Annotated in this window: 23 protein-coding genes; 14 read left to right on the top strand and 9 right to left on the bottom strand. The window is 33.1% G+C overall.

Annotated elements, in window-relative coordinates:
- Positions 1-223 precede the first annotated feature (223 nt).
- Positions 224-1,288, top strand: coding sequence for a glycosyltransferase family 2 protein (locus tag ACA31_RS08415; protein ID WP_057512883.1), 1,065 nt, complete (start codon positions 224-226; stop codon positions 1,286-1,288).
- A gap of 263 nt (positions 1,289-1,551) precedes the next feature.
- Here ACA31_RS08415 and ACA31_RS08410 read toward each other — a convergent pair whose 3' ends face one another.
- The 5 genes from ACA31_RS08410 to queC all read right to left on the bottom strand — a co-directional run bounded on the left by ACA31_RS08410 (position 1,552) and on the right by queC (position 4,506).
- Positions 1,552-1,803 (bottom strand): GlsB/YeaQ/YmgE family stress response membrane protein, encoded by a 252-nt coding sequence (locus ACA31_RS08410; RefSeq protein WP_057512882.1) that lies wholly within the window; start codon positions 1,801-1,803, stop codon positions 1,552-1,554.
- 64 nt (positions 1,804-1,867) lie between these two features.
- Positions 1,868-2,461 (bottom strand): hypothetical protein, encoded by a 594-nt coding sequence (locus ACA31_RS08405; RefSeq protein WP_057512881.1) that lies wholly within the window; start codon positions 2,459-2,461, stop codon positions 1,868-1,870.
- A gap of 237 nt (positions 2,462-2,698) precedes the next feature.
- Entirely contained in the window at positions 2,699-3,415 is a 717-nt protein-coding gene (gene queE, locus ACA31_RS08400) for a 7-carboxy-7-deazaguanine synthase QueE (RefSeq protein WP_057512880.1), read from the bottom strand.
- Complete coding sequence (gene queD / locus ACA31_RS08395) at positions 3,408-3,833, bottom strand: 6-carboxytetrahydropterin synthase QueD (protein ID WP_057512879.1); 426 nt, start codon at positions 3,831-3,833, stop codon at positions 3,408-3,410. The genes queE and queD overlap by 8 nt, the downstream gene beginning before the upstream one ends.
- A 1-nt stretch (position 3,834) precedes the next feature.
- Entirely contained in the window at positions 3,835-4,506 is a 672-nt protein-coding gene (gene queC, locus ACA31_RS08390; protein WP_057512878.1) for a 7-cyano-7-deazaguanine synthase QueC, read from the bottom strand.
- A gap of 253 nt (positions 4,507-4,759) precedes the next feature.
- On the opposite strand from queC, the gene ACA31_RS08385 reads away from it, so the two are divergent.
- From ACA31_RS08385 to ltaS, 7 genes are all read left to right on the top strand, one after another.
- Positions 4,760-5,353 (top strand): anthranilate synthase component II, encoded by a 594-nt coding sequence (locus ACA31_RS08385; RefSeq protein WP_057512877.1) that lies wholly within the window; start codon positions 4,760-4,762, stop codon positions 5,351-5,353.
- The gene (locus tag ACA31_RS08380) at positions 5,337-6,479 is read left to right on the top strand and encodes a chorismate-binding protein (protein ID WP_057512876.1); all 1,143 of its coding nucleotides are present in this window, start codon (positions 5,337-5,339) and stop codon (positions 6,477-6,479) included. The genes ACA31_RS08385 and ACA31_RS08380 overlap by 17 nt, the downstream gene beginning before the upstream one ends.
- Entirely contained in the window at positions 6,479-7,087 is a 609-nt protein-coding gene (locus ACA31_RS08375; protein WP_057512875.1) for an aminotransferase class IV, read from the top strand. Before ACA31_RS08380 ends, ACA31_RS08375 begins: the two co-directional genes overlap by 1 nt.
- Positions 7,088-7,307: 220 nt before the next feature.
- A complete protein-coding gene (locus ACA31_RS08370) occupies positions 7,308-7,511 on the top strand; it encodes a hypothetical protein (protein WP_057512874.1) in 204 nt (67 codons plus the stop codon).
- A gap of 22 nt (positions 7,512-7,533) precedes the next feature.
- The gene (gene pxpB / locus ACA31_RS08365; protein WP_057512873.1) at positions 7,534-8,241 is read left to right on the top strand and encodes a 5-oxoprolinase subunit PxpB; all 708 of its coding nucleotides are present in this window, start codon (positions 7,534-7,536) and stop codon (positions 8,239-8,241) included.
- Positions 8,229-9,233 carry a biotin-dependent carboxyltransferase family protein gene (locus ACA31_RS08360; protein ID WP_057512872.1) on the top strand — a complete coding sequence of 335 codons (1,005 nt, stop codon included), beginning with the start codon at positions 8,229-8,231 and terminating at the stop codon, positions 9,231-9,233. The genes pxpB and ACA31_RS08360 overlap by 13 nt, the downstream gene beginning before the upstream one ends.
- Positions 9,234-10,025: 792 nt before the next feature.
- On the top strand, positions 10,026-11,966 hold the full coding sequence (ltaS, locus tag ACA31_RS08355) for a polyglycerol-phosphate lipoteichoic acid synthase LtaS (RefSeq protein WP_057512871.1): 1,941 nt from the start codon (positions 10,026-10,028) through the stop codon (positions 11,964-11,966).
- Positions 11,967-12,161: 195 nt separating this feature from the next.
- On the opposite strand, the gene ACA31_RS08350 is transcribed toward ltaS, so the two are convergent.
- On the bottom strand, positions 12,162-12,980 hold the full coding sequence (locus ACA31_RS08350) for a ZIP family metal transporter (protein ID WP_057512870.1): 819 nt from the start codon (positions 12,978-12,980) through the stop codon (positions 12,162-12,164).
- Positions 12,981-13,108: 128 nt separating this feature from the next.
- Between ACA31_RS08350 and ACA31_RS08345 the strand changes: the two genes are divergently transcribed.
- The 6 genes from ACA31_RS08345 (at position 13,109) to ACA31_RS08320 (ending at position 21,610) form a co-directional block, all read left to right on the top strand.
- Positions 13,109-14,986 carry an ABC-F family ATP-binding cassette domain-containing protein gene (locus ACA31_RS08345; RefSeq protein WP_057512869.1) on the top strand — a complete coding sequence of 626 codons (1,878 nt, stop codon included), beginning with the start codon at positions 13,109-13,111 and terminating at the stop codon, positions 14,984-14,986.
- 18 nt (positions 14,987-15,004) lie between these two features.
- Positions 15,005-16,783, top strand: a complete 1,779-nt coding sequence (gene recQ / locus ACA31_RS08340; protein WP_057512868.1) for a DNA helicase RecQ — start codon at positions 15,005-15,007, stop codon at positions 16,781-16,783.
- 288 nt (positions 16,784-17,071) lie between these two features.
- A complete protein-coding gene (locus ACA31_RS08335) occupies positions 17,072-18,037 on the top strand; it encodes an ABC transporter ATP-binding protein (protein ID WP_057512867.1) in 966 nt (321 codons plus the stop codon).
- A complete protein-coding gene (locus tag ACA31_RS08330) occupies positions 18,034-19,548 on the top strand; it encodes an ABC transporter permease/substrate-binding protein (RefSeq protein ID WP_057512866.1) in 1,515 nt (504 codons plus the stop codon). The genes ACA31_RS08335 and ACA31_RS08330 overlap by 4 nt, the downstream gene beginning before the upstream one ends.
- Positions 19,549-19,741: 193 nt before the next feature.
- On the top strand, positions 19,742-20,797 hold the full coding sequence (hisC, locus tag ACA31_RS08325; protein ID WP_057512865.1) for a histidinol-phosphate transaminase: 1,056 nt from the start codon (positions 19,742-19,744) through the stop codon (positions 20,795-20,797).
- Between the two features lie 264 nt (positions 20,798-21,061).
- Entirely contained in the window at positions 21,062-21,610 is a 549-nt protein-coding gene (locus ACA31_RS08320) for a 5' nucleotidase, NT5C type (protein ID WP_057512864.1), read from the top strand.
- Positions 21,611-21,753: 143 nt separating this feature from the next.
- Here ACA31_RS08320 and ACA31_RS08315 read toward each other — a convergent pair whose 3' ends face one another.
- The 3 genes from ACA31_RS08315 to ACA31_RS08305 all read right to left on the bottom strand — a co-directional run bounded on the left by ACA31_RS08315 (position 21,754) and on the right by ACA31_RS08305 (position 26,151).
- Positions 21,754-22,713, bottom strand: coding sequence for a diacylglycerol/lipid kinase family protein (locus tag ACA31_RS08315; RefSeq protein ID WP_057512863.1), 960 nt, complete (start codon positions 22,711-22,713; stop codon positions 21,754-21,756).
- Positions 22,714-22,872: 159 nt separating this feature from the next.
- Entirely contained in the window at positions 22,873-24,381 is a 1,509-nt protein-coding gene (locus ACA31_RS08310; protein ID WP_057512862.1) for a peptide MFS transporter, read from the bottom strand.
- Positions 24,382-24,636: 255 nt separating this feature from the next.
- Complete coding sequence (locus ACA31_RS08305) at positions 24,637-26,151, bottom strand: peptide MFS transporter (RefSeq protein WP_057512861.1); 1,515 nt, start codon at positions 26,149-26,151, stop codon at positions 24,637-24,639.
- Positions 26,152-26,256: the final 105 nt, after the last annotated feature.

Below are 26,256 nucleotides of genomic sequence, written 5' to 3'. Positions count from 1 at the left end.
AAGTGTTTTCTTATTTTGTAACGCTTAAATCATTTTGCTCTTTTTCTAGGTGTACCTAACTTAAATAATTATATATTTTAAAAAAATAAATTGCCTGAGTTAAGTTTGAGCAATGAATATTAAGGCTATATAAAGATTGTGTAAATCTAATTGGTTAGTATAGCATTATAGTGATAAAAATTGATAAAGTGAAATTGAAGTAATTGAAATGAAGGTGTTTAATATGCAAATAAGAGTTATAGTACCCTGTTATAATGAAGGTGAAGTAGTATTAAAGACTTATCAACGTTTGACTGAAATATTATCAAAAGATAGTCAATATCATCAATATGACTACGATTTACTATTTGTAGATGATGGTAGTAAAGATCAAACAATAAAATTTATTCAAGATGTGGCGACTAAGGACGATCATGTGAAATTTATTTCGTTTAGTCGTAATTTTGGAAAAGAGTCTGCGATGATTGCAGGTTTCCAAAATAGTAAAGATTGTGACGCAGCAATTATGATAGATGCTGATCTGCAACACCCTCCAGAATTAATACCCCAAATGATTGCAGGTTATATGGACGGCTATGATCAAGTTGTTGCGCAGCGTGATAGAAAGAACGAAAAACCAACTAGAAAATATATGACGAAATTGTATTACAAAATGATTAATCATTTTGTAGAAGATATTAAATTACAAGATGGTGTCGGCGATTTCAGATTGTTGAGTCAACGTGCAGTGCATTCATTGACTGAACTAGATGAATATAATCGATTTTCAAAAGGACTATATGAATGGATTGGATATAACACCAAAGTGTTTACTTATGAAAACGTAGAAAGAGAAGATGGAGAATCTAAATGGTCATTCGGTAAATTATTAAATTATGGAATTGATGGGTTGATATCCTTTAATAACAAACCTTTACGTGCAATGATTTACCTTGGTTTTATTGTGTTCTTTGTCAGTCTGTTGTATATCGGTTATAGCCTTGCAGGGATTATGTTTAATGGCATTGAAACACCAGGTTATTTCTCAACTATTGCTGCGATATTACTACTAGGTGGTATACAAATGATTTCAATTGGAATTGTTGGAGAATATGTTGGACGCATTTATTATGAGGTCAAACAACGCCCAAAATATATCGTGCAGGCATCAAACTTAAATTGCTCGAGTCAAAGAGTAGAACGTAGCTTTGAAGAAGATATGAATGAGCGTTTCAAACAAGATAATCAAAATGATGAAAGTAAGAAAAAAGAAAACGAAGAAGAGAAAAAACTTGTTAAAAGTAGATGATAATTATAAAAAATGACACAAAACATGCCAACAAAGTCAGAGACTTTGTTGGCATGTTTTGCGACTACTACCTCAGCCTTTAGTCTTCGGCTAGTACTTTATTCACCTGTCAGGAGTCAATCCAAATCAATGCCACTAATTAATGAAATTAATGAACAAAGATTGACTCAAGGGCATTAATATCTATAAAAAATAAACCAAATGCTATAAAGGCATTTGGTTTATTTCTTAATTTTTTAGATTAGTAATTTTACTTTTTGCATTTATTTTTTACGTAATTTACCGAAAATAAATGAAACAATTGCTACTAGAATAATTGTCCCGATAAGTGCTGGGAATATCGCGATGCCACCCAAGTGCCAACCCCAATCACCCAGTAACCAAGAGCCTAGCGCTGAACCTATAATACCAGCGATAATATTACCTAAAATACCACCTGGTATATCTTTACCTACGATAGCACCAGCTATCCAACCGATTAAACCACCGACTATTAACATAAGTATAAAGCCCATATTGATTTGCCTCCTTTATTATTCATGCGACTTCTATTCTATACCACGAAATATAAAAGGTTAATCATTTATGTGAAGAAAATATATTCTGCCATAATAAGAATGATATAAATAATAAATGAATAATTACAAAAGCATACCAATAAGGTGTTAAAAGCGTCATCACTAGCGACGATGTAATAATTAATATTTGACCCACAAAGATAGGGCGTCGAATACGATTCATAAATTTAAGTTGTTCTTTTTCCTTTGGTTGAAATGTGCTATAAAAAAGCATGATAGCGCCTATGATAAAAATAGCTGGGGCTAAATAAGGAATAGACATATAAAATGAATCGTGACTTGTACTATAAGTAAGGATTAATGATGTGCTCATTATAATAGTAAGAACAACCGCAATGAATTTTTGGTCTGCTATCATGTATACAGTTACTTTTCTATTTATATACAATTGCAATATGGTCCAAATGATAAGTTGTGCACTTGTATAAAATGAGATGTAGTCGTATTCACCGACGAGAAATAAATTGATGAGACCATTTATAGATAAAGCAATGAGTATAGAGCTAAACTTAAGTTGTTTGAAATTCTGACGATATAGATCAATTCCAAGAATAATTAATACCGCAGCTATATTTATAATTATATTTATTAGCATGTTGCTCTCCTAACCTAGATACTTCACTGCAACATTATACCAATTAATATTACGTTAATCATTTAATAACAATTAATTATTTGAATTTACATAAGAATATTAGGTCAAATAGAAATAAATATTTTCCCTTTTATCTATTAGCAGTGATAATTATCCTAACGCATTAAAGTCACTAAAAATAGTGACACGTTATATGGATAAGAAGCATTATACAACGTATCGCAAGAAATACTCAATTTAAACACCTTTTTTATTACTCCATAGTAATGTGTGTAACTGTGGTAAGACATAAACATTATTCATATCACTGCTTGTCATAACACGATCGACGAGTGTTTCATATAATGATAACAACTTTTCAGTATGTGATTCGACGTGATCGCCATCTAGGTAAGGATTACCTACTTGTAAATAAAAAGGAATGGTAGGGTATCTGTGGTGTATCATTTTAGCAAATTCGTAATCTTGGTCATCAAATACTACAACTTTTAAATTTAAAGAAGTAGTTATACAATTTTCAATAACTTCATCTAAAATTGGTAGATTAGGTTTCATTTTTGAACTTGGAGGTTTCGGACTAATAGTTAAGTCATCGATTTGTGTCATCCAGGGTTGGAATTTACTCCCCTGTGTTTCTAATGCGCTATAAATATTTTTAGTTTCAAAAAGATCGACTAAATCCTGAACGCCTTTAATCAGAGCAGGGTTACCTCCAGAAATTGTTACGTGATTAAATGATTCACCAGCAATTTCATATAGTGAGTCGTATATTTCTTCAGCGGTCATCATACGTATATCTTCTTTAGCACTACCGTCCCAAGTGAAGCTTGAATCACACCAACTACAACGATAATCGCAACCAGCTGTGCGAACAAACATCGTTTTTCGTCCAATCACACGGCCTTCACCTTGAATTGTTGGACCGAAAATTTCTAAAACAGGAATTTTACTCATATTTGGACTCCTTTGGTCTATAGACAACATAACTTGTTGGTGTTTCCCTAACATAGACTTGTAGACATTTAGGTTGGTTGTCTTGATCATTTAATGAAGATTGCACCATTTCATAAACTGTCTGTGCAACGATTTCTGTTGATGGACTTTTGCCTTTGAATTGAGGTAGATCATTGAGTAAATGGTGATCGAATTGATCATGAACTAATTTTTTTAAGTCGCTAAAATTCACTAAAAAACCATTATGATCTAATGTATCGCCACCAATTGTTAAATTTACAAAGTAGGTGTGACCATGTGTACGCATACATTTTCCAGCATCTTCACTAGGAATATAATGGGCTGCAGAAAAGTTGAAGTCTTTATTAAGTTCAAAACTGTAAGGATGTTGAACGCTAGGATAATTTTGTTGGAACATGTTACTCAGCTCCTTTTTCTTTTAGATAAGCGTCTAAACCTCGTGCTCTTAATTCACAAGCAGGACATTCTCCACAACCTTCACCGATAATGCCATTGTAACAAGTGAGCGTATTGTATCTAATATAGTCTAGTACGCCAAGTTCATCACTTAGTGCCCAAGTTTCTTTTTTATCTAACCACATTAATGGTGTGTGTATAACAAAATCTTTATCCATAGATAGCGATAAAGTAACATTCATTGATTTAATAAAACTATCTCTACAGTCAGGGTATCCAGAAAAATCAGTTTCACAAACGCCAGTAATAATATGTTTCGCATTTGTTTGATATGCGAGCGCACCTGCAAATGATAAGAACAAAAGATTTCTGGCCGGTACAAACGTATTTGGTACACCGTCTTCGCCAACTTCAATATTCATATCATGCTGTGTTAATGCGTTGGGCGTAAGTTGAGAAAGTAAAGACATATCTAATATGTGATGTTTAACATTTTGTGTTTCGGCAATTTGCTTAGCTACTTTAATTTCTGTATCGTGTCTTTGTCCATATTCAAATGTTACTAATTCGACATCGTCGTAATGTTGCTTTGCCCAAAATAGGCAAGTTGTGCTATCTTGTCCACCACTGAAAACGACGATGGCTTTATTGTTGTTTAAAGATTGTTGCGTCATATATCTTGCACTCCTTAATAATGTCATACTAGCTTTTACTCATTTTCGCTATGACACCATAAAACAACGCCTATCCTTATAAAAAAGATAGACGTTGTTTACGTGTCTAGTTTTTTATAGAGGGTGTCAGCTAGGAACCTCTTTATATTCATTTATACGGTGATAAGAATAATACATTTAAACTGTAAAATCAAGTTGAGATTTGGGATAATGAGTATAATAGATAGTGAAAGATACATAAAGAGGTGATGAAATGATACTAATCATTGATAATAAAGATTCATTTACATACAATATTGTAGATTATATTAAGCAAAGTTTTAGTGGAGCAGTTAATGTGGTAGATGTTGAAGAGATTTCCACTGATAAGATTAAGCAAATTTCTCCTGATGCTATAGTTATTTCTCCGGGACCAGGATCACCTGATGATTATCCTATATTAAATGAGGTTATAAAAGTTTTTTTAGAACAAATTCCAATTCTAGGTGTATGTCTAGGATTTCAACAAATAGTGACTTATTTTGGTGGAGACATTATTAAAGGTTATAAACCGATTCATGGTCACACAACTCAAATTCAACATGATGACAGTGGTATTTTTAAAGGTTTAGCCGATACATTTTATGTTATGCGATATCATTCTTTGATTGCTGATACTAAGACATTTCCAAAAACATTGAAAATTACAGCAACGAATCAAGAAGATATCATTATGGCATGTGCACACAAAACGTTACCTATTTATGGTGTACAGTATCATCCTGAATCTATACTAAGTGAATATGGTATTGAACAAATAAAATTATTTATAGAAATCGTGGAGGGTTCTCATGCAAATACAATTTAACTATCGCTATTTATTAGACGAATCAGAATATGAAACCCACCAATACCAATTTACGCAGTGTAAAGATAAATTAATCGCATATCATTTAGATGAAGTAGGCAGCGTTATACAATTTGCAGAAATGCATCAACACCAAGGCGGTTATGTAGCATTGTATTTACCCTATGAAGCGGCATCTTTTTTTAATGAACAAATGGCTACAGTGCAAACTAAGAAGGAATATGTTTTTGCAGCTGCTTATGTTTTCGACAAAAAGGAAGATATGACATTAACTGAAAAAAAAGAACAATACATACCAAAATGTGATTTTAAATTTCAATTAAATAAATCTCAATTAATCACCCATATTAAAGCAGTTCAATCTGCAATTATTGAAGGTAATACATATCAAGTGAATTATACGACACGATTGACTGATGACATTCATTATCCGATTGCTACATTATATGAAGTGTTACAGCGTCAAAATCATGGCTTTTATTCTGCTTTAATAGATACAGATGAAGTACAGTTAGCCTCACTTTCACCAGAATTATTTTTCCAACGTGGGCCGTTTGAAAATCGGAACGATGTGTTATTAAGTAAACCCATGAAAGGCACTATAGCTAGAGGACATTCTAAAACACAAGATCAGCAAAATTTGCATACGTTAATGAATTCAGTTAAAGATAAAGCAGAAAATGTCATGATTGTTGACTTGTTACGAAATGATATTAGCCGTATTGCACAGACTGGAACTGTAAAAGTCTATAAACCATTTCATATAGAACGCTACAGCACTGTATTTCAAATGACGTCTATGGTCACAGGGACTTTACATCAAGAGACTAAACTCATGCATATATTAAAGGCATTATTTCCGTGCGGTTCTATCACTGGAGCACCAAAAATCAATACTATGAAATATATTAAAATGTTGGAGCAAACCCCGAGAAATGGTTATTGTGGTACAGTTGCCTTGCTGTTACCAGATGGAAAGTCCATTTTCAATGTGCCTATCCGAACGATTCAATACATGGATAACCAAGCTATATACGGTGTGGGTGCAGGTATTACCATAGACTCTAATCCTGAAGATGAAGTACAAGAATTTAATGATAAAACAAAAATATTGGAGAGATTATAATGCAGTTATTTGAAACGATGCGTTTGGAAGAAGGCAGGTTTCCGCGCTTACCTTATCACAAAAAAAGAATAAAACGGTCTGCTGAGCAACTTGAATTTAACTTGGATGAAGCGAATTGGAATCAATTAATTGAAATGTTAATGAATGACTATCCAACAGGTGTATATCGTATAAAAATATTATTAGATCAAGATGGATCACTAGATTATGTCGTTGCAGCATTATCTGATAAAAATAAATTCACGGGAAAATTAGTACAATTATCTGATAATGTAAATAAACTTGAATTAATAAATAAAACAACCATTAGAAAACATTTATCACATAATCATCATACAGATCTTGTTTTGTTATATGATTCAAATGGGAAATTATTAGAATTCGATATTGGAAATATCATGATAAAAGAAGACGGATACTATTATACGCCTATATATAATGAAGATTTCTTGCGTGGTTGTATGAGACAATCATTTATAGATGAAGAGAAATTGTCTCAAAAAAATTACAATATAAACGATTTTAAAGATAAAATATTAAAAAAACAGATACAAGTTTTTCTTATAAATAGTTTACGAGAGGTTGCCGAGGTTGAAATTTATCTATAGAATATAGAAAGTATAAACATTGAGTTTACCATGAATTCAGAGATGGTAACCATTATAGAAAACTGGCAACGTGAAAATATGTGATTTGTGATAAATTAGCCTTTAGTTTGAATACGCATGTTAAGGCGTATCAGTGATACACAAGTATTCCAATAGACTATATAAAGGGTGCACTTAAGTAATTATGCAATAGATTATAAACAGTGAGTGAGGAATAACGATGATATTGGTTTGGATACTGACAATGATTTTAATAACCTTGCTTTCAAAATGGTATGTAAACCATTTGCTGAAAAAACAACAGATTTATATTGCAAGATTCGTAATTACAATCTCTTGCATGATTCAATTTGTAGTAGTCTATTTTCTAGTGGAAGCACTTGTGGGTTATTTGGTACAAGGATTAAATGTGTTTTATCGTTAGTAAGAATATAAGAGGTGAGCCTATGAAAATTTATAGTCAGGGAGACCAAGCAATTGTAGTTTCTATTGAAAAAGAAGTCTCTAAGGATTTAACAGAAGATTTATTAGCATTAAAAACGTACTTATTAGAAAAAGACTATCCTTTTATAACCGGGATTGTACCTACTGAATCAGATATGATGATTTGTTATGATGCACGAGATATGATCAAACACTACAATATTAAATCACCATTTCTATATATGAATGCATTAATGCAAACCGTACAATTAAAGATTAATCATGAAGAGCAAGCGATTGAACCAATGGAAATTCCAGTTGTTTATGGTGGTGAATTTGGTCCTGATTTAGCGGCTTTATTGGCGCATTACAAATTAGATTTTGATAAATTTGTGAAGTTACATACTAAACACACGTATTTTGTCTCAATGATGGGTTTTACACCTGGATTTCCTTATCTTACTGGGATGGATAAGCGCTTATTTGTTAATCACACAGGTGGCAATAAAACGTTTATTCCAGCTGGTTCTGTCATTATAGAAGGGAAAAAGACAGGTATTACTACAATAGATACTTATGGCGATTGGTTAGTCATTGGCTACACACCCATTCGCTTATTTGACCCAGAACGCACTGATTTTACTAAGCTAAAATTAGGCGATAATGTCAAATTTAATGCAATAACAGAAGAAACGCTGGATTTAGGAGGCTTTGAACCATGTCAATCATAATAGAAGGTGAAGGATTATTCTCAAGTTTCCAAGATTTTGGTCGTAAAGGCTACGAGCACAATGGTGTTATTCCTGGTGGTGCACTAGATCCGTTATCTCATGAAATAGCGAACAGACTCGTGGCAAATGATAAACGTGAAGCTACGATAGAGATGACAAATAGAATGGCAAGTATTCGTTTTACTGAATCTACATTGATTGCATTAAGTGGTGGTAGTTTTAAAGCTAAAACAGAGCATATGAAAGTATTACCAAACAAATTATACTTAATGGAAAAAGGTGACGTGCTTGTATTTACAGAGACAAATCGCACTTCTAGAGTATATTTAGCAATCGGTGGTGGTTTGGAATTAGATGAGTGGTTAGATTCAACCTCAACTGACTTCAAAGTGAAAATTGGTGGTTTTCATGGGCGTAAATTGCAAAAAGGCGACGAAATTAATATGAAACGTAATTATACTGAACGCCATCTTAAATTGTTTGAAAACCTAGAAGAAAAACATCAAACAGACTGGGGCATTGATGGTTACGCACTTTCCTTTAATTATATGTCAGATGTTTTTCATGTCATTAAAAACAAAGGGACAGAAGACTTTGAACAAGAAGCGCTAAGTCATTTTACGCTTGGAGAATATAAAGTCACGAGTAAATCGAATAGAGTCGGGATGTTTGTAGAAGGACAACCCGTGAAGGCTTTTTATGAAGATATGCCAGCACATCAATCTGTACAAATAGGAACGATACAAGTTAAAAGAGATGGCACGCCAATTATTTTACTCAATGATCATTACACTATAGGCAGTTACCCACAAATTGGGACAATCGCGAGTTATCATTTAACTAAGTTGGGCCAAAAGCATCAAGGTACAAAATTAAAATTCCAATTTATAGATATTGAAACTGCAGAAAAGAATTTAATTAAATATACGAATTGGTTAAACCAATTGTTTCATGGTATTGAATATAGAATGCAGTTAGAGATGTTAAAATAAAAAATAGAAGGTCTATGCTATGTACATTAACTAATTAAAGGATAATATAATGGTTACTGATAAGCTGTAACGCCTCAAGTTAACTATGTGAGGGTTACAGCTTTTTTTACATAGCGCGCGTATAGAGGTATAACTTTTAAGATTTTTGCAGAAAGTTTTATAGAATTGCTTTATTATTTTGAGAAATATTAAAATAAAAATTTATTTCATATACGACTCTAGTCTGATTAATATAAAAAACAAACAGAGTATAATTAAAAAGCATATTATTTCTTAATGATATATTCACAGCGCATTAACATGCCTTTAACAAAACGAGAGCAGAACGTGAATTTACGTTTGAAAGTGTGTTTTTACTTGAAATTTGACCGAAATTGCTTTATATTTATACATTGAACTATATATGTTTTGTTACGGAAACGTTACAAAACGATAAAAATTGTGAAGATAACGTTAATCGATAAACGAAAAAGTTAACGTAATTTACGCTATTTAGACAAATAAAAAGTTTCTAATTAGAATAAATAAAACTTTAAATTTTAAAAACTATAGCCTTAGTTCGTAATTGAATAAGCTAGTAAAATTCTAGTGTATAGAAATTTAAATTACATACACCACTGTTTAAGATTTTAAAGAACTTAACCTAAAGAAGATAACTTTTGCCAATAACGACCTTTGTTTAGTTAGGGATAATAACATCGCTAACGACATATTGAACACAGTAACTTTGCCAATTTTTATTAGGTATGGATTATTTTCCAACCTATATTAATCTATATCGGGGGAACAAACATGAGTCTACACAAAAAGAAATTAACTCTTTTTGCGTTTTTTATTCTGACCGTGATTACTGTCGCATTTAAAACGTATTTTTCATATTATGTTGATTTTTCTTTAGGTGTTAAAGGGTTAGTACAGAACCTAATCCTATTAATGAATCCATACAGTTTAATCGCTTTATTATTAAGTATTTTCTTATTCTTTAAAGGGAAGAAAGCATTCTGGTTCATCTTTATTGGTGGTTTTATTTTAACTTTCCTATTATACGCGAACGTTGTTTATTTCAGATTCTTCTCTGATTTCCTAACGTTTAGTACATTGAATCAAGTTGGAAATGTTGACTCAATGGGCGGTGCAGTCACAGCTTCATTTAAATGGTATGACTTTGTATATTTTATTGATACAATCATTTACCTTTTTATCTTGATATTTAAACAAAAATGGATAGATAAACGTGTATTCAGTAAAAAGTTTGTACCAGTAGTTATGGCAGCTGCAATTGCTTTATTCTTCCTAAATCTAGCCTTTGCTGAATCAGACCGTCCTGAACTGTTAACACGTACATTCGATCACAAATATTTAGTTAAATATTTAGGGCCATATAATTTCACTGTCTATGATGGTGTGAAAACAATTCAAAACAATCAGCAAAAAGCTTTAGCAAATGAAGATGATTTAACTAAAGTGTTAAATTATTCGAAACAAAAACGAGTTGAACCGAACCAAGAGTACTTCGGCGCAGCTAAAAAGAAAAATGTTATAAAAATACATTTAGAAAGTTTCCAAACTTTCTTAATTAATAAAAAAGTGAATGGCGAAGAAGTAACACCATTCTTAAACAAATTGTCATCAGGTAATGCAGGTTATAGATATTATCCAAACTTCTTCCATCAAACGGGTCAGGGTAAAACATCAGACTCAGAGTTTACAATGGATAATAGTTTATTTGGTTTACCACAAGGTTCAGCCTTTTCATTGAAAGGTGATAACACTTACCAATCACTACCAGCAATTCTTGATCAAAAACAAGGTTATACATCTAGTGTAATGCATGGTGATTACAAAACATTCTGGAACCGTGATCAAGTATATAGACACTTTGGTGTAGATAAATTCTATGATGCGACCTACTATGATATGTCTGAAGAAAATCTTGAAAACTTAGGTCTTAAAGATAAAGAGTTCTTTAAAGAATCAGCAAATTACTTAGATAAAGAAAAAGAACCATTCTACAGTCATTTAATAACATTAACGAATCATTATCCATTTACTGTATCTCCAGAGGATGCAACAATAGAATCCCCAAATACTGGAGATTCAACTGTAGATGGCTATGTTCAAACAGCTAGATATCTAGATGAATCATTAGAAGAATTTGTTAACGAATTGAAGAAAAAAGGTCTTTATGATGATTCTGTTATAATGATTTACGGTGACCACTATGGTATTTCTGAAAACCATAATAAAGCTATGGAAAAATTATTAGGTGAAGAAATTACACCAGCTAAATTTACTGACTTAAACCGTACAGGCTTCTGGTTGAAAATACCAGGTAAGGAAGGCACAATAGATAAAACATATGCTGGTCAAGCAGACGTTATGCCTACACTGCTTCATTTAATGGGTATTGATACTAAGAATTACCTAATGATGGGTACAGACTTGTTATCGAAAGAACATAACAATACGGTGCCGTTCAGAAATGGTGACTTTATAACGAAAGATTATAAATATGTTAATGGTAGAATTTATGATAATAAAAACAATGAACCAGTAACAGAAAAACCTAAAGATTTCGAAAATCGTAAACAACAGGCTGAAAAAGATCTACAAATGAGTGATGATCTGATTAACGGTGACTTATTGAGATTCTATGACAATCCAGATTTCGATAAAGTGAAACCTTCTGAGTACGAATATAAGGCTGGTCCAAAAGGTAATGAGAAAAAATAATAGTTAAATATAAGAGCCAATATACCTAATCTCGGTGTGTTGGCTCTTTTAAACATTAACGTTAGATTAATTCGCGTACATATGTATATAAAAAAGAGACACAAAAATAGCTATGGGACTTTTTAGAGTGTCCATAGCTATTTATTTACTTATTAGGTTTATGTTTAAACCATTTTTAATATGAAATTTACGTCCTTATCCAAGTGCGACATCAAGTATCATCATGATTGTGAATCCTAACATCAGGCTTAACGTTGCAAGGTCTGTATTATTACTTGCCTGAGAATCTGGTATAAGTTCTTCAACCACAACGAATATCATTGCACCTGCAGCAAATGCTAAAGCATATGGTAACATAGGCGTAATCATTATCACCGCAGCAGCGCCGACTACAGCAAATATAGGCTCGACGATGGCTGAGGCTTGTCCATAGTTAAAAGCTTTCCATCTTGATGCACCTGCAGCGCGTATTGGCATTGATAAGGCTGCACCTTCGGGAATGTTCTGTATTCCAATCCCGATGGCTAGTCCAATAGCGCCTAAAAATGTTGCTTGGCCATTACCAGAAATAATACCACCAAAGGCTACACCTATAGAAAGGCCTTCGGGAATATTGTGTAACGTAATTGCCAATACAAGTAATGTGTTTTTGTTGAGTTTTTTAGTACCTACACCTTCATGAAATTGTTTGGTGTCTTTGGTATTTGGATGTATATGAGGAATAACTAAATCTAATCCACGAATAAATAATCCACCCAATAAAAAACCAATAGCAGCTGGCAACCATGGGAATGCTGTGCCTTCACCATAAGCAATGGCTGGCTGTAATAATGACCAAAAACTTGCAGCAATCATAATGCCTGCAGCGAAACCTTGCATTGAGTTCAGTAACTTATCGTTAACTCTTTTGAAAATAAATACTGATGCTGCTCCTAATGCAGTAAGTAGCCATGTGATGAGGCCAGCTATTAATGCTTGGATGTAAGGAGGTAAGTTTTGGAAAAATTCCGACATAAGCTTCTCTCCTTTGTATCATTTGAGTTCAAAAAGGTGTATAATATATAGAACTGAAATTAAGTTTAACAGATATAATTACTATTTTCGATATTTAAAAAATTCGATATTAAAAAGGATGTAGAATGATGGAAGCATACAAAATTGAACATTTATATAAGTCATATGCCGATAAGACTATTTTCGATGATTTACATCTCTCTATTTCTGAAGGAGAAAAAATAGGACTCGTTGGTATAAATGGGACTGGCAAGAGTACTTTGTTAAAAGTAATGGCAGGCCTAGACGAAGATTACGATGCAAAAATATCGCATCCCAATGCATATCGCATCCGTTATTCTTCTCAAAAACAAGATTTTGATCGAAATATGTCTGTTTTTGAAGCAGTATTGACCTCAGAAACTGAAACACTTCAAGTAATACGTGCATATGAGTTTGCACTGAATCAATATAGTACGACCCAGAGTGAGTCAGATTTACAAAAAATGATGCAAGCACAAGATGCTATGGATGCGAATCAAGCATGGGATTATAGTGCAGAAATCAAGACGATACTTTCTAAATTAGGTATTCATGATACGACAAAAGAAATAAGTGAGCTTTCAGGTGGTCAACAAAAAAGAGTGGGTCTTGCGAAGACACTTATTGAACAACCTGATTTATTACTTCTAGATGAGCCTACCAACCACTTAGATTTTGAATCTATCAATTGGTTAATCAATTATGTGAAACAATATCCTCACACGGTGTTATTTGTGACGCATGATCGCTATTTCTTAAATGAAGTATCCTCACGAATTATCGAATTAGACCATGGAAAATTACGTACTTATTCTGGAAATTATGAAGCTTATATTGCACAACGTGCGGAAAATGAAATCATAGAACAAAAGCAACAATCGAAGCAACAGTCATTATATAAAAAAGAACTTGCTTGGATGCGTGCGGGTGTAAAAGCACGAACTACAAAACAACAAGCGCGTAAAAATAGATTTAGCGATTTAGAACAAGATGTCAAAAATCAACATCAACAAGGTAAAGCATCTTTAAATCTTGCTTATTCAAGATTAGGTAAACAAGTTTTCGAATTCGATGCTTTGACGAAACGTATAGATGATAAGACACTATTCGAAGATATCACTCAAATTATTCAAAGTGGTCAGCAAATTGGTATTGTTGGTCCTAATGGTGCTGGTAAAACAACATTGTTAAATATATTGAGTGGAGAAGATCAAGCTTTCGAAGGTAATTTGAAAATTGGGCAGACTGTAAAAGTTGCTTACTTTAAACAAAGTGAAGAGCGATTAGATCGTGATATAAGGATGATTGATTATTTAAGAGAAGAAAGTGAAGTAGCTAAAGAAAAAGATGGTACTTCAGTTTCAATTACACAACTACTTGAACGCTTCTTATTTCCAAGTTCCACACACGGTAAAAAAATATATAAATTATCAGGTGGCGAACAAAAAAGACTATATCTGTTGAGATTATTGGTCCATCAGCCGAATGTCTTGTTATTAGATGAGCCAACAAATGACTTAGATACTGAAACGCTCACAATACTTGAAGATTATATTGAAACATTTGGTGGTGCAGTAATTACAGTAAGTCATGATAGATACTTTTTAAATAAAGTAGCCCAAGAATATTGGTATATTCACGATGGAAAAATGGAACGTATCATAGGGACTTTTGAAGATTATGAAGCATATAAAAAAGAACAAGATAAAGCCCAAGCACAACAAAAGCAACAGAAACAGCAAACAAACGTAAAACAAAATACGAATAAGAAAAAAGGGCTCTCATTTAAAGAAAAGCAAGAATATGAAACGATTATTGAACGTATTGAAACTACTGAGCAAAGATTAGAAGCCATCGATGAAGAAATGGTTGCAGCAAGTTCAGATTATGCTAAAATCAAAGAATTAAATGAAGAACAACGACGTCTTAATCAGACGTACGAAGATGATATGGCAAGATGGAGTGAACTAGAAGAACTAAAATAACAATGAGGGATTGTTAACATGGAATCAACATTATCGCATTATTTTGGCTACGATACATTTCGTCCAGGTCAAAAAGAAATTATAACAAAAGTAATGAATCATCAAAATGCGCTAGGTGTATTACCTACTGGCGGGGGAAAATCAATTTGTTACCAAGTGCCGGGATTAATGTTGGGCGGTACGACAATCGTTATCAGTCCGTTAATTTCGCTAATGAAAGACCAAGTTGATCAATTAAAGGCCATGGGTATACGCGCGGCGTACTTAAACAGTAGTTTAACTCAGAAACAACAAAAAGAAATAGAGGCACAACTTAGAAAAGGTGAACTTCAATTTCTATATGTGGCGCCTGAACGTTTCGATAATGCTTATTTTGTTCAAATGGTACAACAATTAAATATACCGTTAGTTGCTTTTGATGAAGCGCACTGTATTTCTAAATGGGGCCACGATTTTAGACCGAGTTATCGAGATGTAATTCATAAGGTATTTGCATTGCCACAAGATTTTACAATTGTAGCTCTTACCGCAACTGCGACAATTGAAGTTCAAAAAGACATTATGGATCGCTTGAATATTAATAAAAATGATGAGATTAAAACAAGTACAAAACGTCGAAATTTAGTCTTTCAGGTCAATCCTACATATCAACGACAAAAGTTTGTGTTGGAATATGTTAAAAAATATCAAAAAGAATCCGGCATTATTTATTGTTCAACACGAAAACAAGTTGAAGAATTACAAGAAGCGTTAGCGATTAATGATATTAAGAGTACAACTTATCATGGTGGACTATCGAACAAAGAGCGTGAAGCTGCACAAAATGACTTTGTTTATGATCGTGTACGCGTAGTTGTAGCTACGAATGCTTTTGGTATGGGTATCGATAAATCCAATGTGAGGTTCGTTATTCATTATAATATGCCTGGCGATTTAGAATCATACTACCAAGAAGCAGGTCGTGCAGGTCGTGATGGGTTAAATAGTGATTGTATTTTATTATTTAGTGAACGTGACATCGGCTTACATCAGTATTTCATATCTTCTTCGAAAGCAGATGATGATTATAAAGATAAGATGGGCGAAAAATTAAATAAAATGATACTTTATACAAAAACTAAAAAGTGTTTAGAAGCAACGCTCGTACATTATTTTGAGCCGAATGAAAAACTTGAAGAATGTGAACAGTGTAGTAATTGTGTAAGAGAAAATAAAACGTACGATATGACGAACGAAGCAAAAATGATTGTGAGTTGTATCGCACGTATGAAACAGAAAGAAAGCTATAGCGTTATTATACAAGTATTAAGAGGCGAAGAATCTGATTATATTCGTTATTGTGATTATAAAGAATTGTCGACACATGGTATTATGAAAAACTATACTACATCAGATTTAAGTCATCTTATTGATGAATTGAGATTTAAAGGCTTTTTAAACGAGTATGATGAGATATTAACTTGTGATAACTCTGTGAAAAGTTTATTGAGTGATCAAGTGGCTATATTTACGACACCATTTAAACGCAAAACTACAGAAAAAGTTAATATCAATACTGTTGAAGGTGTGGATCGTGCATTATTTGATGAACTTATAGCTGTGCGTAAACAGCTGAGTGAGGACTTAAGCATTCCACCAGTAAGTATATTCTCTGATTTTACACTAGAAGAATTTGCTAAAAGAAAGCCAGAATCAAAACAAGATATGATTTTAATTGATGGTGTAGGTAGTTACAAATTAAAACATTACTGTCCAATGTTTTTGGAAACCATTCAATCATATAAAGCAAAGATTTAATCAACTTAGTTATTGTATCTCCACATCGCTTTCTACTTTTAATAAATATAACGATAACTGCGAAGTTTAATTTCAAAGTTTATATACTATGTAAAAAAATCATAGGTATATTTCTGATTTGAGTTAACTTCGCTTTTTTTTGTAAAAACAAGTTTTAATGAAGTAAAATAAAATTTTTGAAAATTGCTTGGTAAATACATGAATTATATGAAAATAGGGAACAGTTGTGGTAAATGTGAATATAATCAAATTTTTAAAAATAGAGGGTAGTAAAGTGAAGGTGACAAAGTGATAGAATTTAAAAATGTAGTAAAAAAATATGGTGATAAAATTGCAGTCGATGACATCAGTTTCAATATAAAAAAAGGCGAATTTTTTGTGTTAATTGGTCCTTCAGGTTGTGGAAAAACAACAACCTTAAAAATGGTCAATCGCTTAATATCTTTATCTGAAGGATATATTTATTTTAATGATAAACCAGTTAGTGATTATTCTGTTTATGAAATGCGTTGGGATATTGGTTACGTACTGCAACAAATCGCACTCTTTCCACACATGACAATCAAAGAGAATATCGCACAAGTGCCTCAAATGAAAAAGTGGAAAGAAAAAGATATTAATCAACGAGTGGATGAATTATTAGATATGGTCGGTTTAGAACCTGAATTATATAAAAATCGTAAACCAGATGAGTTATCGGGGGGGCAACAGCAACGTGTAGGTGTGGTACGTGCTTTGGCCGCCGATCCACCAGTGATATTAATGGATGAGCCATACAGTGCGCTAGATCCGATTAGTCGTGAAAAGTTACAAGATGATTTAATTGAATTACAACGAAAAATTAAAAAAACGATTATTTTCGTAACGCATGACATTCAAGAAGCAATGAAACTGGGCGACCGTATATGTTTATTAAATGAGGGACGAGTTGAACAAATTGATACGCCAGAAGGTTTTATTAAAAATCCTAAAAATGCCTTTGTGAAACAGTTTATGGGAGATAAAGTAAAACGCACGATTAATGATATGAAATTATCTGAACTGGTTAGCAATTTACCGAACGAGAAATCAGATATCTCTCATGAAAGTTATCCTGTCGTTCAAAGTAATTATTTTGTACGTGATATTTATGAGTATTTAATTGACCATGAAGCAATTATTGTCGATGACGAAGCAGCTTCCACACAACATGTGTTAAAACGAGAAGATATATTTAAAGTTTTGTCAGAAGGCAAAGGAGGTCATAATGGATGAATGAATTCATTAATACTCTTGTAGAGCGTAAAGGTCAACTATTAACTACGATTTTCGAACATATGCAAATATCTTTTATTGCTTTATTAATAGCGACACTGATTGGTGTTCCCTTAGGCATTCTGCTTACAAAAACACGTAAACTTTCTGAAGTAGTGATGAATATTGCAGCTATATTACAAACGATACCATCACTTGCTTTACTCGGTTTGATGATACCACTATTTGGTATAGGTAAAGTACCTGCGGTGATTGCTTTAGTGGTCTATGCACTACTACCTATTTTGAGAAACACATACACAGGTATTAACGAAGTTGATGCTTCATTAATAGAAGCAGCAAAAGGTATAGGTATGAAACCAGGACGCCGTTTGAGTAAAGTAGAATTGCCAATTGCGATGCCTGTAATTATGGCGGGTATTCGCACAGCTATGGTATTAATCATTGGTACTGCAACATTAGCAGCTTTAATTGGTGCAGGTGGCTTGGGTGACATTATATTATTAGGTATCGATAGAAATGATACATCGTTAATACTTATTGGTGCTATTCCAGCAGCCTTGCTCGCAATCTTATTTGATTTAGCCTTACGTTTTATGCAAAAAATGTCATATAAAAAATTACTGATTGCATTAGGTGCCATCGTACTGATCTTATTATTGTTTATAGTTGGTCCGATGTTAGCTCAAAAAGGAGATAAAGTGACTTTAGCAGGCAAGCTTGGTTCCGAGCCTTCAGTTATTACCAATATGTATAAGATTTTAATTGAAGAAGAAACTGATGATACTGTTGAAGTTGAAGACGGATTGGGTAAAACAGCATTCTTATTTAACGCCCTAAAATCAGATGATATAGATGGTTATCTTGAGTTTACAGGAACAGTGCTCGGTGAATTAACGAAAGAAAATCTAAAGTCTAAGCAAGAAGACAAAGTATACGAACAAGCTAAATCTAGTTTAGAAAATAAATTTGATATGACGATGTTAAAACCAATGAAATACAATAATACGTATGCATTAGCAGTGAAAAGAGACTTTGCTAAAGAGCATAATATTAAAACGATTGGTGATTTAAATAAAGTCAGTGGCAAAATTAAGCCTGGCTTTACATTAGAATTTAATGATCGTGAAGATGGATATCCATCTGTTAAAAAAGCATATGACCTTAATTTGGGAGACGTCAAAACGATGGAACCTAAATTACGTTATCAAGCGATTGAAAGTGGCGATATCAATTTAATAGATGCATATTCAACAGATGCAGAATTAAAACAATATGATATGGTTGTTCTAGAGGATGATAAATATGTCTTTCCACCATATCAAGGTGCGCCTATGTTTAAAGAATCTTATTTAGAAGAAAATCCCGAAATTAAAGCACCGCTAAATAAATTAGCAGGCAAAATTTCAGATGAAGAAATGCAACAAATGAACTACGATGTAACTGTGAAAAAAGAAGACCCGTATGAAGTTGCAAAAGCATATCTAGAAAAGCATAATTTAATAGATTAAACATTAACCATTTTTTTACGGGTTCGGATGATGAGCGATAGGAATAATGCGCGCTTAATTAATCTGAACTCGTGTTTTATTGTTTACAAACGAAACGGTTTGATGAGGACAGATTGATTTTAAACTATTATTGGGTTTATAATAGTTATTAAGTTTTGAAATTTCTGTAAATTTAAGGAGGCCCGAAGCAACAATGAAAAAGCAAATTGAACAATTATCAGCATATGAACCAGGTTTATCGCCTAGAGCATTGAAAGAAAGTTACGGGATTGAAGGTGAACTATATAAATTAGCTTCAAATGAAAACTTATATGGTCCGTCACCAAAAGTTAACGAAGCGATTCAAGCACATTTAGATGAATTGCAATTTTATCCTGAAACCGGTTCTCCATTAATCAAAGAAGCAATCAGTAACTACTTAAATGTTGATGCATCACGCATTTTATTCGGGGCAGGCCTAGACGAAGTCATTTTAATGATTTCACGTGCGGTACTTACTCCTGGAGATAAAATAGTAACAAGCGAAATGACATTTGGACAGTATTATCATAATGCAACCGTAGAAGCTGCAAATGTAGCACAAGTACCTATGCAAGATGGATGTTTTGACTTGGAAGGTATTTTAGCAGAGATTGATGATGATACGAAACTCGTATGGTTATGTAATCCAAATAATCCAACAGGCACTTATTTTACGCATGAGGAATTACAACATTTCTTAACACGTGTACCAAGTCATGTTCCAGTAATTATAGACGAAGCCTATGTAGAATTTGTAACTGCTGAGGATTTCCCTGATACATTAACCTTACAAGAACAATTTACCAATGCGTTTTTATTACGTACATTCTCTAAAGCGTATGGCTTAGCAGGCATGCGTATTGGTTATGTAGTTGCAGCTAAAGAAGCGATTGAAAAATGGAATATTATACGTCCGCCATTTAATGTAGGACGTTTATCTGAATATGCAGCGTTGGCAGCATTAGAAGATCAAGCATACTTAGCATCTATTCGCGAACAGAACGCGCAAGAGAGATCAAAATTCTTTGAATTAGCTGTTAGTGATAGATTTTATCCAAGCCAAACAAACTTTGTCTATATCAATACAGATAAACCACATGATTTATATGAAGCATTTTTAAATGTTGGCTGTATTACGAGAGAATTTCCTAAAGGGATTCGAGTGACAATTGGTTTTCCAGAACAAAATGATAAAATGATTGAAGTACTTAAAAGTTTTGACTTTTAATCATAATGCATGAGGATACGTTCAACAATACTAAAATATGTATGAAATTTTAAATATAATAACGCGATTCATTAAGATGCTATGAGGTATTATATAGATAGTATTTAACATGGTTTGAATTATATTTATAAGTACAATTTTGGTTTAGTTGAATGTTATTTGCTATACTTAGAAGTGAAGATAGGAGCTATATACAGTCACTTTTCACATAGAATGTTGGCTATATATAAGATTGAAGCTATTGAAAAGGGAGTAGTGTAGTAAATGACGAGAAAATCGATTGCTATTGATATGGATGAGGTACTTGCTGATACAGTAGGTGCATTACTTGAAGACGTGAATAAACGTACGGATTTAGGAATTACATATGAAATGTTAGATGGTATAAAGTTGAGACATGCAATGCCAGAGCATGATGGACTACTAACAGAAATTTTAAGAGAACCTGGCTTTTTCAGAAGATTACAAGTTATGGATGATGCACAAGATGTCGTTAAAAAACTAACAGAACATTATGATGTATATATCGCAACTGCAGCAATGGATGTACCGACTTCATTCCATGATAAATATGATTGGTTAAGACACTTCTTTCCATTTTTAGACCCTCAGCATTTTGTATTTTGTGGGCGAAAAGACATTGTTAAAGCGGATTATTTAATTGATGATAATCCTAGACAGCTAAGCATCTTTACAGGCACACCGATTATATATACTGCAACGCACAATATTAACGATGACAGATTTGATCGTGTGAATAATTGGAAAGATGTTGAGCGTTATTTCCTAGGAGATAGTGAGTACAACATTTAATCTTTCAAGTGTTTGTGTTTGAAATATGAGTTTTAAATATAAGATATAACAAAACACCAATCCATTCATTTTTTGATGGATTGGTGTTTTGTTATTTAAAATATGTGATTGCTTGTAATTTAAATCATAATGTAAAAGTTTAATTATTTTGATTCAGTATTGTCGACTTGTTTATCTTCTGGAAGTGTCAGTATTTGAATTGCGTTTGGCACAACTTCGATTTGAAGTGGCGTTTTTAAGTCAACTTCACCATCAATATCAACTTTCATCTGTGGGTCCGTAGCGATGGTGATTTTCTTCGCTAATACATGTTTAATACCATCGGTCATATTATTCCAATTCATGCTGTCACGTTGCTTAAACACATCGTTTAATACACTTGTTCTTTCTTCTGTGAATATAAACGTATTTAAGTAACCATCACTAGGGGATAAATCGGTTAAAGGTATACGACTGCCACCTATGAAGGGGCCATTCGCTACTACAAGCATTGTGGTATTACCTTCGATTTCTTTCTCATCGACAGTTATTCTATACTCAAAGTGTTCTGGGTTAAGTAATGTTTTCATTGTAGAACCAACGTAACTTAGTTTACCAAAGACATCTTTGTTTCCGTTTTGTACGTTTTCGGCATTTTGTACAATAAGCCCCATGCCTACAAAGTTTAAAGCATATTCACCATTAATTTTCATAACATCATAAGATTTTAGTTCTGCTTCTTGGAGTTGTTCACTTGCAACTTTATGACGTGGATGTAAATTTAATGTTTTCACGAAATCATTAAAAGTCCCTCCGGGTATAATACCGATTGGGATATCCAGCTGACTTTGCATCATTCCATTAATGAGTTCATTTACCGTGCCATCACCGCCTAAAATAAAGATAATATCTACATCATCACTGTAACTTTGTTCTTTTATTTTTTTACAATAAGTAATAATGTCTCCTTCATTTTCACTTAATTGGATAGATAGATGTTTACAAAATGTTGTAAGTGATGAGGTAACATCACCGAGACCTCTATAAATATCTTTTATACCTGAGTGTTCATGGTAAAATAATACGCCGTGTTTAAATTTTGATTGAGTCAATTTATTCACCATATTTCTTAGAATTTTGATTTACCTATTAAGTTTACCCGATTTTCAACAAAAATAAATAAAAAAGAAAGCGGAAGAGAAATCAAATTTGATTTCTCTTCCGCTTTCATAGGACTGACTAGATATCAGACAGCTACTGTGACAACTCAAATCATTAAACTATTATTTAACACCGCGCATACCTTTGATGATTTTTGGTACAAAGGCAAGGATGATTAGACTGACTATAATCGCAATTATTCCTAGGAATAGGAAATAATTTTTGTAGCCAAGTGGTTCGATAAGTTTTACTAAAGTACCATTAATGGCTTGAGCACAGGCGTTTGTGAGTAACCATAAGCTCATCATTTGCGTGTTGAAGGCTTTAGGTGCAAGTTTTACTGCTGCACTATTACCAGTAGGTGATAAACATAATTCACCAATAACACAAATAACATATGACAAGATAATCCAGTTTACACTTATCATTGCACCACCGGATGAAATGCCAATTAAGCCAATCATTATGTAAGAAGCACCTGCTAAAAACGCACCTAAGACAAATTTTGTAGCTAAACTTGGCTGACGTCTTGCCATTTTAGCCCAAATAATTGAAAGTACTGGAGCGAGTAATACGATGAATAGAGGGTTAATAGATTGGAACCAGGTTGGTCCAAAATCTGTTGTCCATCCAAATATATTTAATGACATATCACTACTCTCAAGAGCGAAAATGTTAAGCACATTAGCACCTTGTTCTTGAATTGACCAAAAAACCACACCTAAAATAAATAACGGTATGAAGGCAATTACACGTGAACGCTCATCAGATGTAACTTCTTTACTACGAATCATAATTGTAAAGTAAATGATAGGTAATGCGACCCCAAGTATCAATACAGTTATACTTACAATGTTAAATGAAAGTGTTCCAGTTAATCCAGTGATGATTAATACGGCTGCAATAACTACGGTTGCAGCTGCGAATATTAGACCGTATTTCTTTTTCTCACTTTGATTTAAAGGGTTCGTAGGTTTCGTTCCTACATTGCCAATATTTTTCTTATTGAAGATCATATACCAAATTAAACCTAATGCCATACCTACTGCAGCAATTAAGAAACCAGCATGGAAATCGCCTGATTTAACGAATTGATCTAATATTAATGGTGAAAGTAGTCCACCTAAGTTTACAGACATATAGAAAATAACGAATCCAGCATCCATACGTGTATCATTTTCAGGATATAGTCTACCTACAATATTAGAAATACTTGGTTTCATTAATCCTGAACCCACAATAATAAAGAACATAGATATAAATAAACCAACGATATCTAACGGTAAACTTAAAAATATATGACCAATGATGATTAATACGCCACCGTAAAATGTGGCTGAACGTGTACCAGTGATTCTATCAGATATCCAACCGCCAAGTACTGAAGTCATATAGATTAAAGAACCATAAACGGCCATGACTGACTGTGCAGTACCCTTGTCCATATCGAGTCCGCCGTCTTTGATTGCGAAATACATATAAAAGATAAGTAACGCGCGCATCCCGTAATAACTAAATCTCTCCCAAAATTCAACGAAAAATAAAACCCCTAGACCTTTCGGATGGCCAAAGAATCCTTTTTGTGGAACGGATTGAACGGCTTGGTCATGGGTTTTGTCCTGATTTTGCATAAAAAATTCCCATCCTTTCTTGCTCCCAATAAAAAATGTATAAAATAGATTTTACGCTTAATAAAACTAAATTTCAATAATATTCTCACAATAACAATATTTGGAAAATTCAGTTATTTTTTACGAGTTATTTTGTTTAATTTTAATTTTGAATATTAAAATTGAGTTAAAGTTATTTATGCTGGCGATGTACGCAAAAAAGTAGTGGCACAATGAAGTGCCACTACTTTTTAGATCGTATTTAGTTTTAATTTTTTAGTAAACGCCTTTCATAGCGCGTCTTACTTTTGGCGAAATAATCAGTAATAGAATACCAATTAATACAGCAATAAAGCCTGAGTACATAAAGTAATCACTTTGATTTATCTTTGTATAGACAACAACAAGTTGAGCGTTAAGCCCTTGCGCAGTTGCATTACTTAGCATCCATAGGCTCATCATACGTGCGGTGAACGTTAATGGTGCTAGTTTAGTAGTAGTAGATAAACCTACTGGTGAGACACAAAGTTCACCAATCGTAATTAGTAAGAAACTAAGTACAAGCCATAATGGGTTAATTAACGCGTTACCTGTAGCTAATGGAATAATCATAATTAAATAGGAGATGCCCGCGATAATCGTACCGATAGCAAATTTATGTACAGTAGGCGGGTTATATTTCCCTAATTTCATCCAAAGTGTTGCGAAAATTGGAGCTAAGAGCACAATGAAAATTGGATTTAATGACTGCGCCCATGCTGCAGGTATTGAAAAATCAATTAAACCATTTGTTAATTTAGACATTTCTAATTGCGTTTTTTTATCAGCAAATGTTGCAAGTATCGTTGAACCTTGTTCTTGAATCATCCAGAAAGCAACGGAAGTGATATATAAAGGCACATAACTATAAACACGTGAACGTTCATCTTTTGTTATATTTTTACTTAATATCATATTAAGGAATATGTATACCGGTAATACAATACCTAACAATGTAATTAAGAAACTAAAGTTACCTAACGTTAGGGCATTGTTTAAATGTAAGATCCATAAATATATTAAGAATAAAACGATAACACCAGCAGTAATAAATACGAAGTTTTTGATTTCTGGTCTTGTTAACGGGATTGGCACGTTACGCCCAGCTAACCCCAAATTCTTTTTACGTTTGATTGCATAAACAACTAGACCAATAAACATTCCAATTGCTGCTGCTAAAAAGCCAGCGTGGAAGCCAATTCTAGTTTGTAATCCTCCAGTAATTAAAGGTGAAAGTAAAGCACCTAAATTAATCCCCATGTAAAACAATGTAAATGCTGCATCGCGTCTTGGATCATTGCGTTCATATAATTCACCAACAGTAGTAGAGATATTTGGTTTTAATAACCCAGTACCTGCGATAATTAGAGCTAAAGCTATCATTGCGGCTATTAAATTACCCGGAATTGATAATAGGATATGTCCAAACATGATAAGGATCCCACCATAAAAGATAGCATCTTGCGTTCCAGTAATCCGGTCTGCAATCCATCCTCCGATAAGCCCAGACATATAAATTAAAGTTCCGTATATAGCAACAATTTGCATAGCAACAGCCTGACTAAGGCCGAAACCACCATCAGCAACACTATAATATAGATAGTAAATCAAAATGGCTTTCATACCATAATAACTGAATCTCTCCCAAAACTCAGTCAAGAATAGTGTGCTTAGTCCTTTTGGATGTCCGAAGAAACCTTTGTTTGGAATGCTTTTCATGATTTCTTCGTGACTATGATTATCTTTTTTCATAATTTCCCTCCCCTTAAATGGTTGGATTTATTCTATACTGTTTTCATAAAAAAAACAAGTGTGTCCCTGAATTATTCAAATCAAAGTAAATTTTACACTATACAT

The organism is Staphylococcus sp. NAM3COL9 (genome assembly GCF_001431205.1).
Classification (GTDB): Bacteria; Bacillota; Bacilli; order Staphylococcales; family Staphylococcaceae; genus Staphylococcus.
This window is presented reverse-complemented; position numbering and strand designations above follow the sequence as displayed.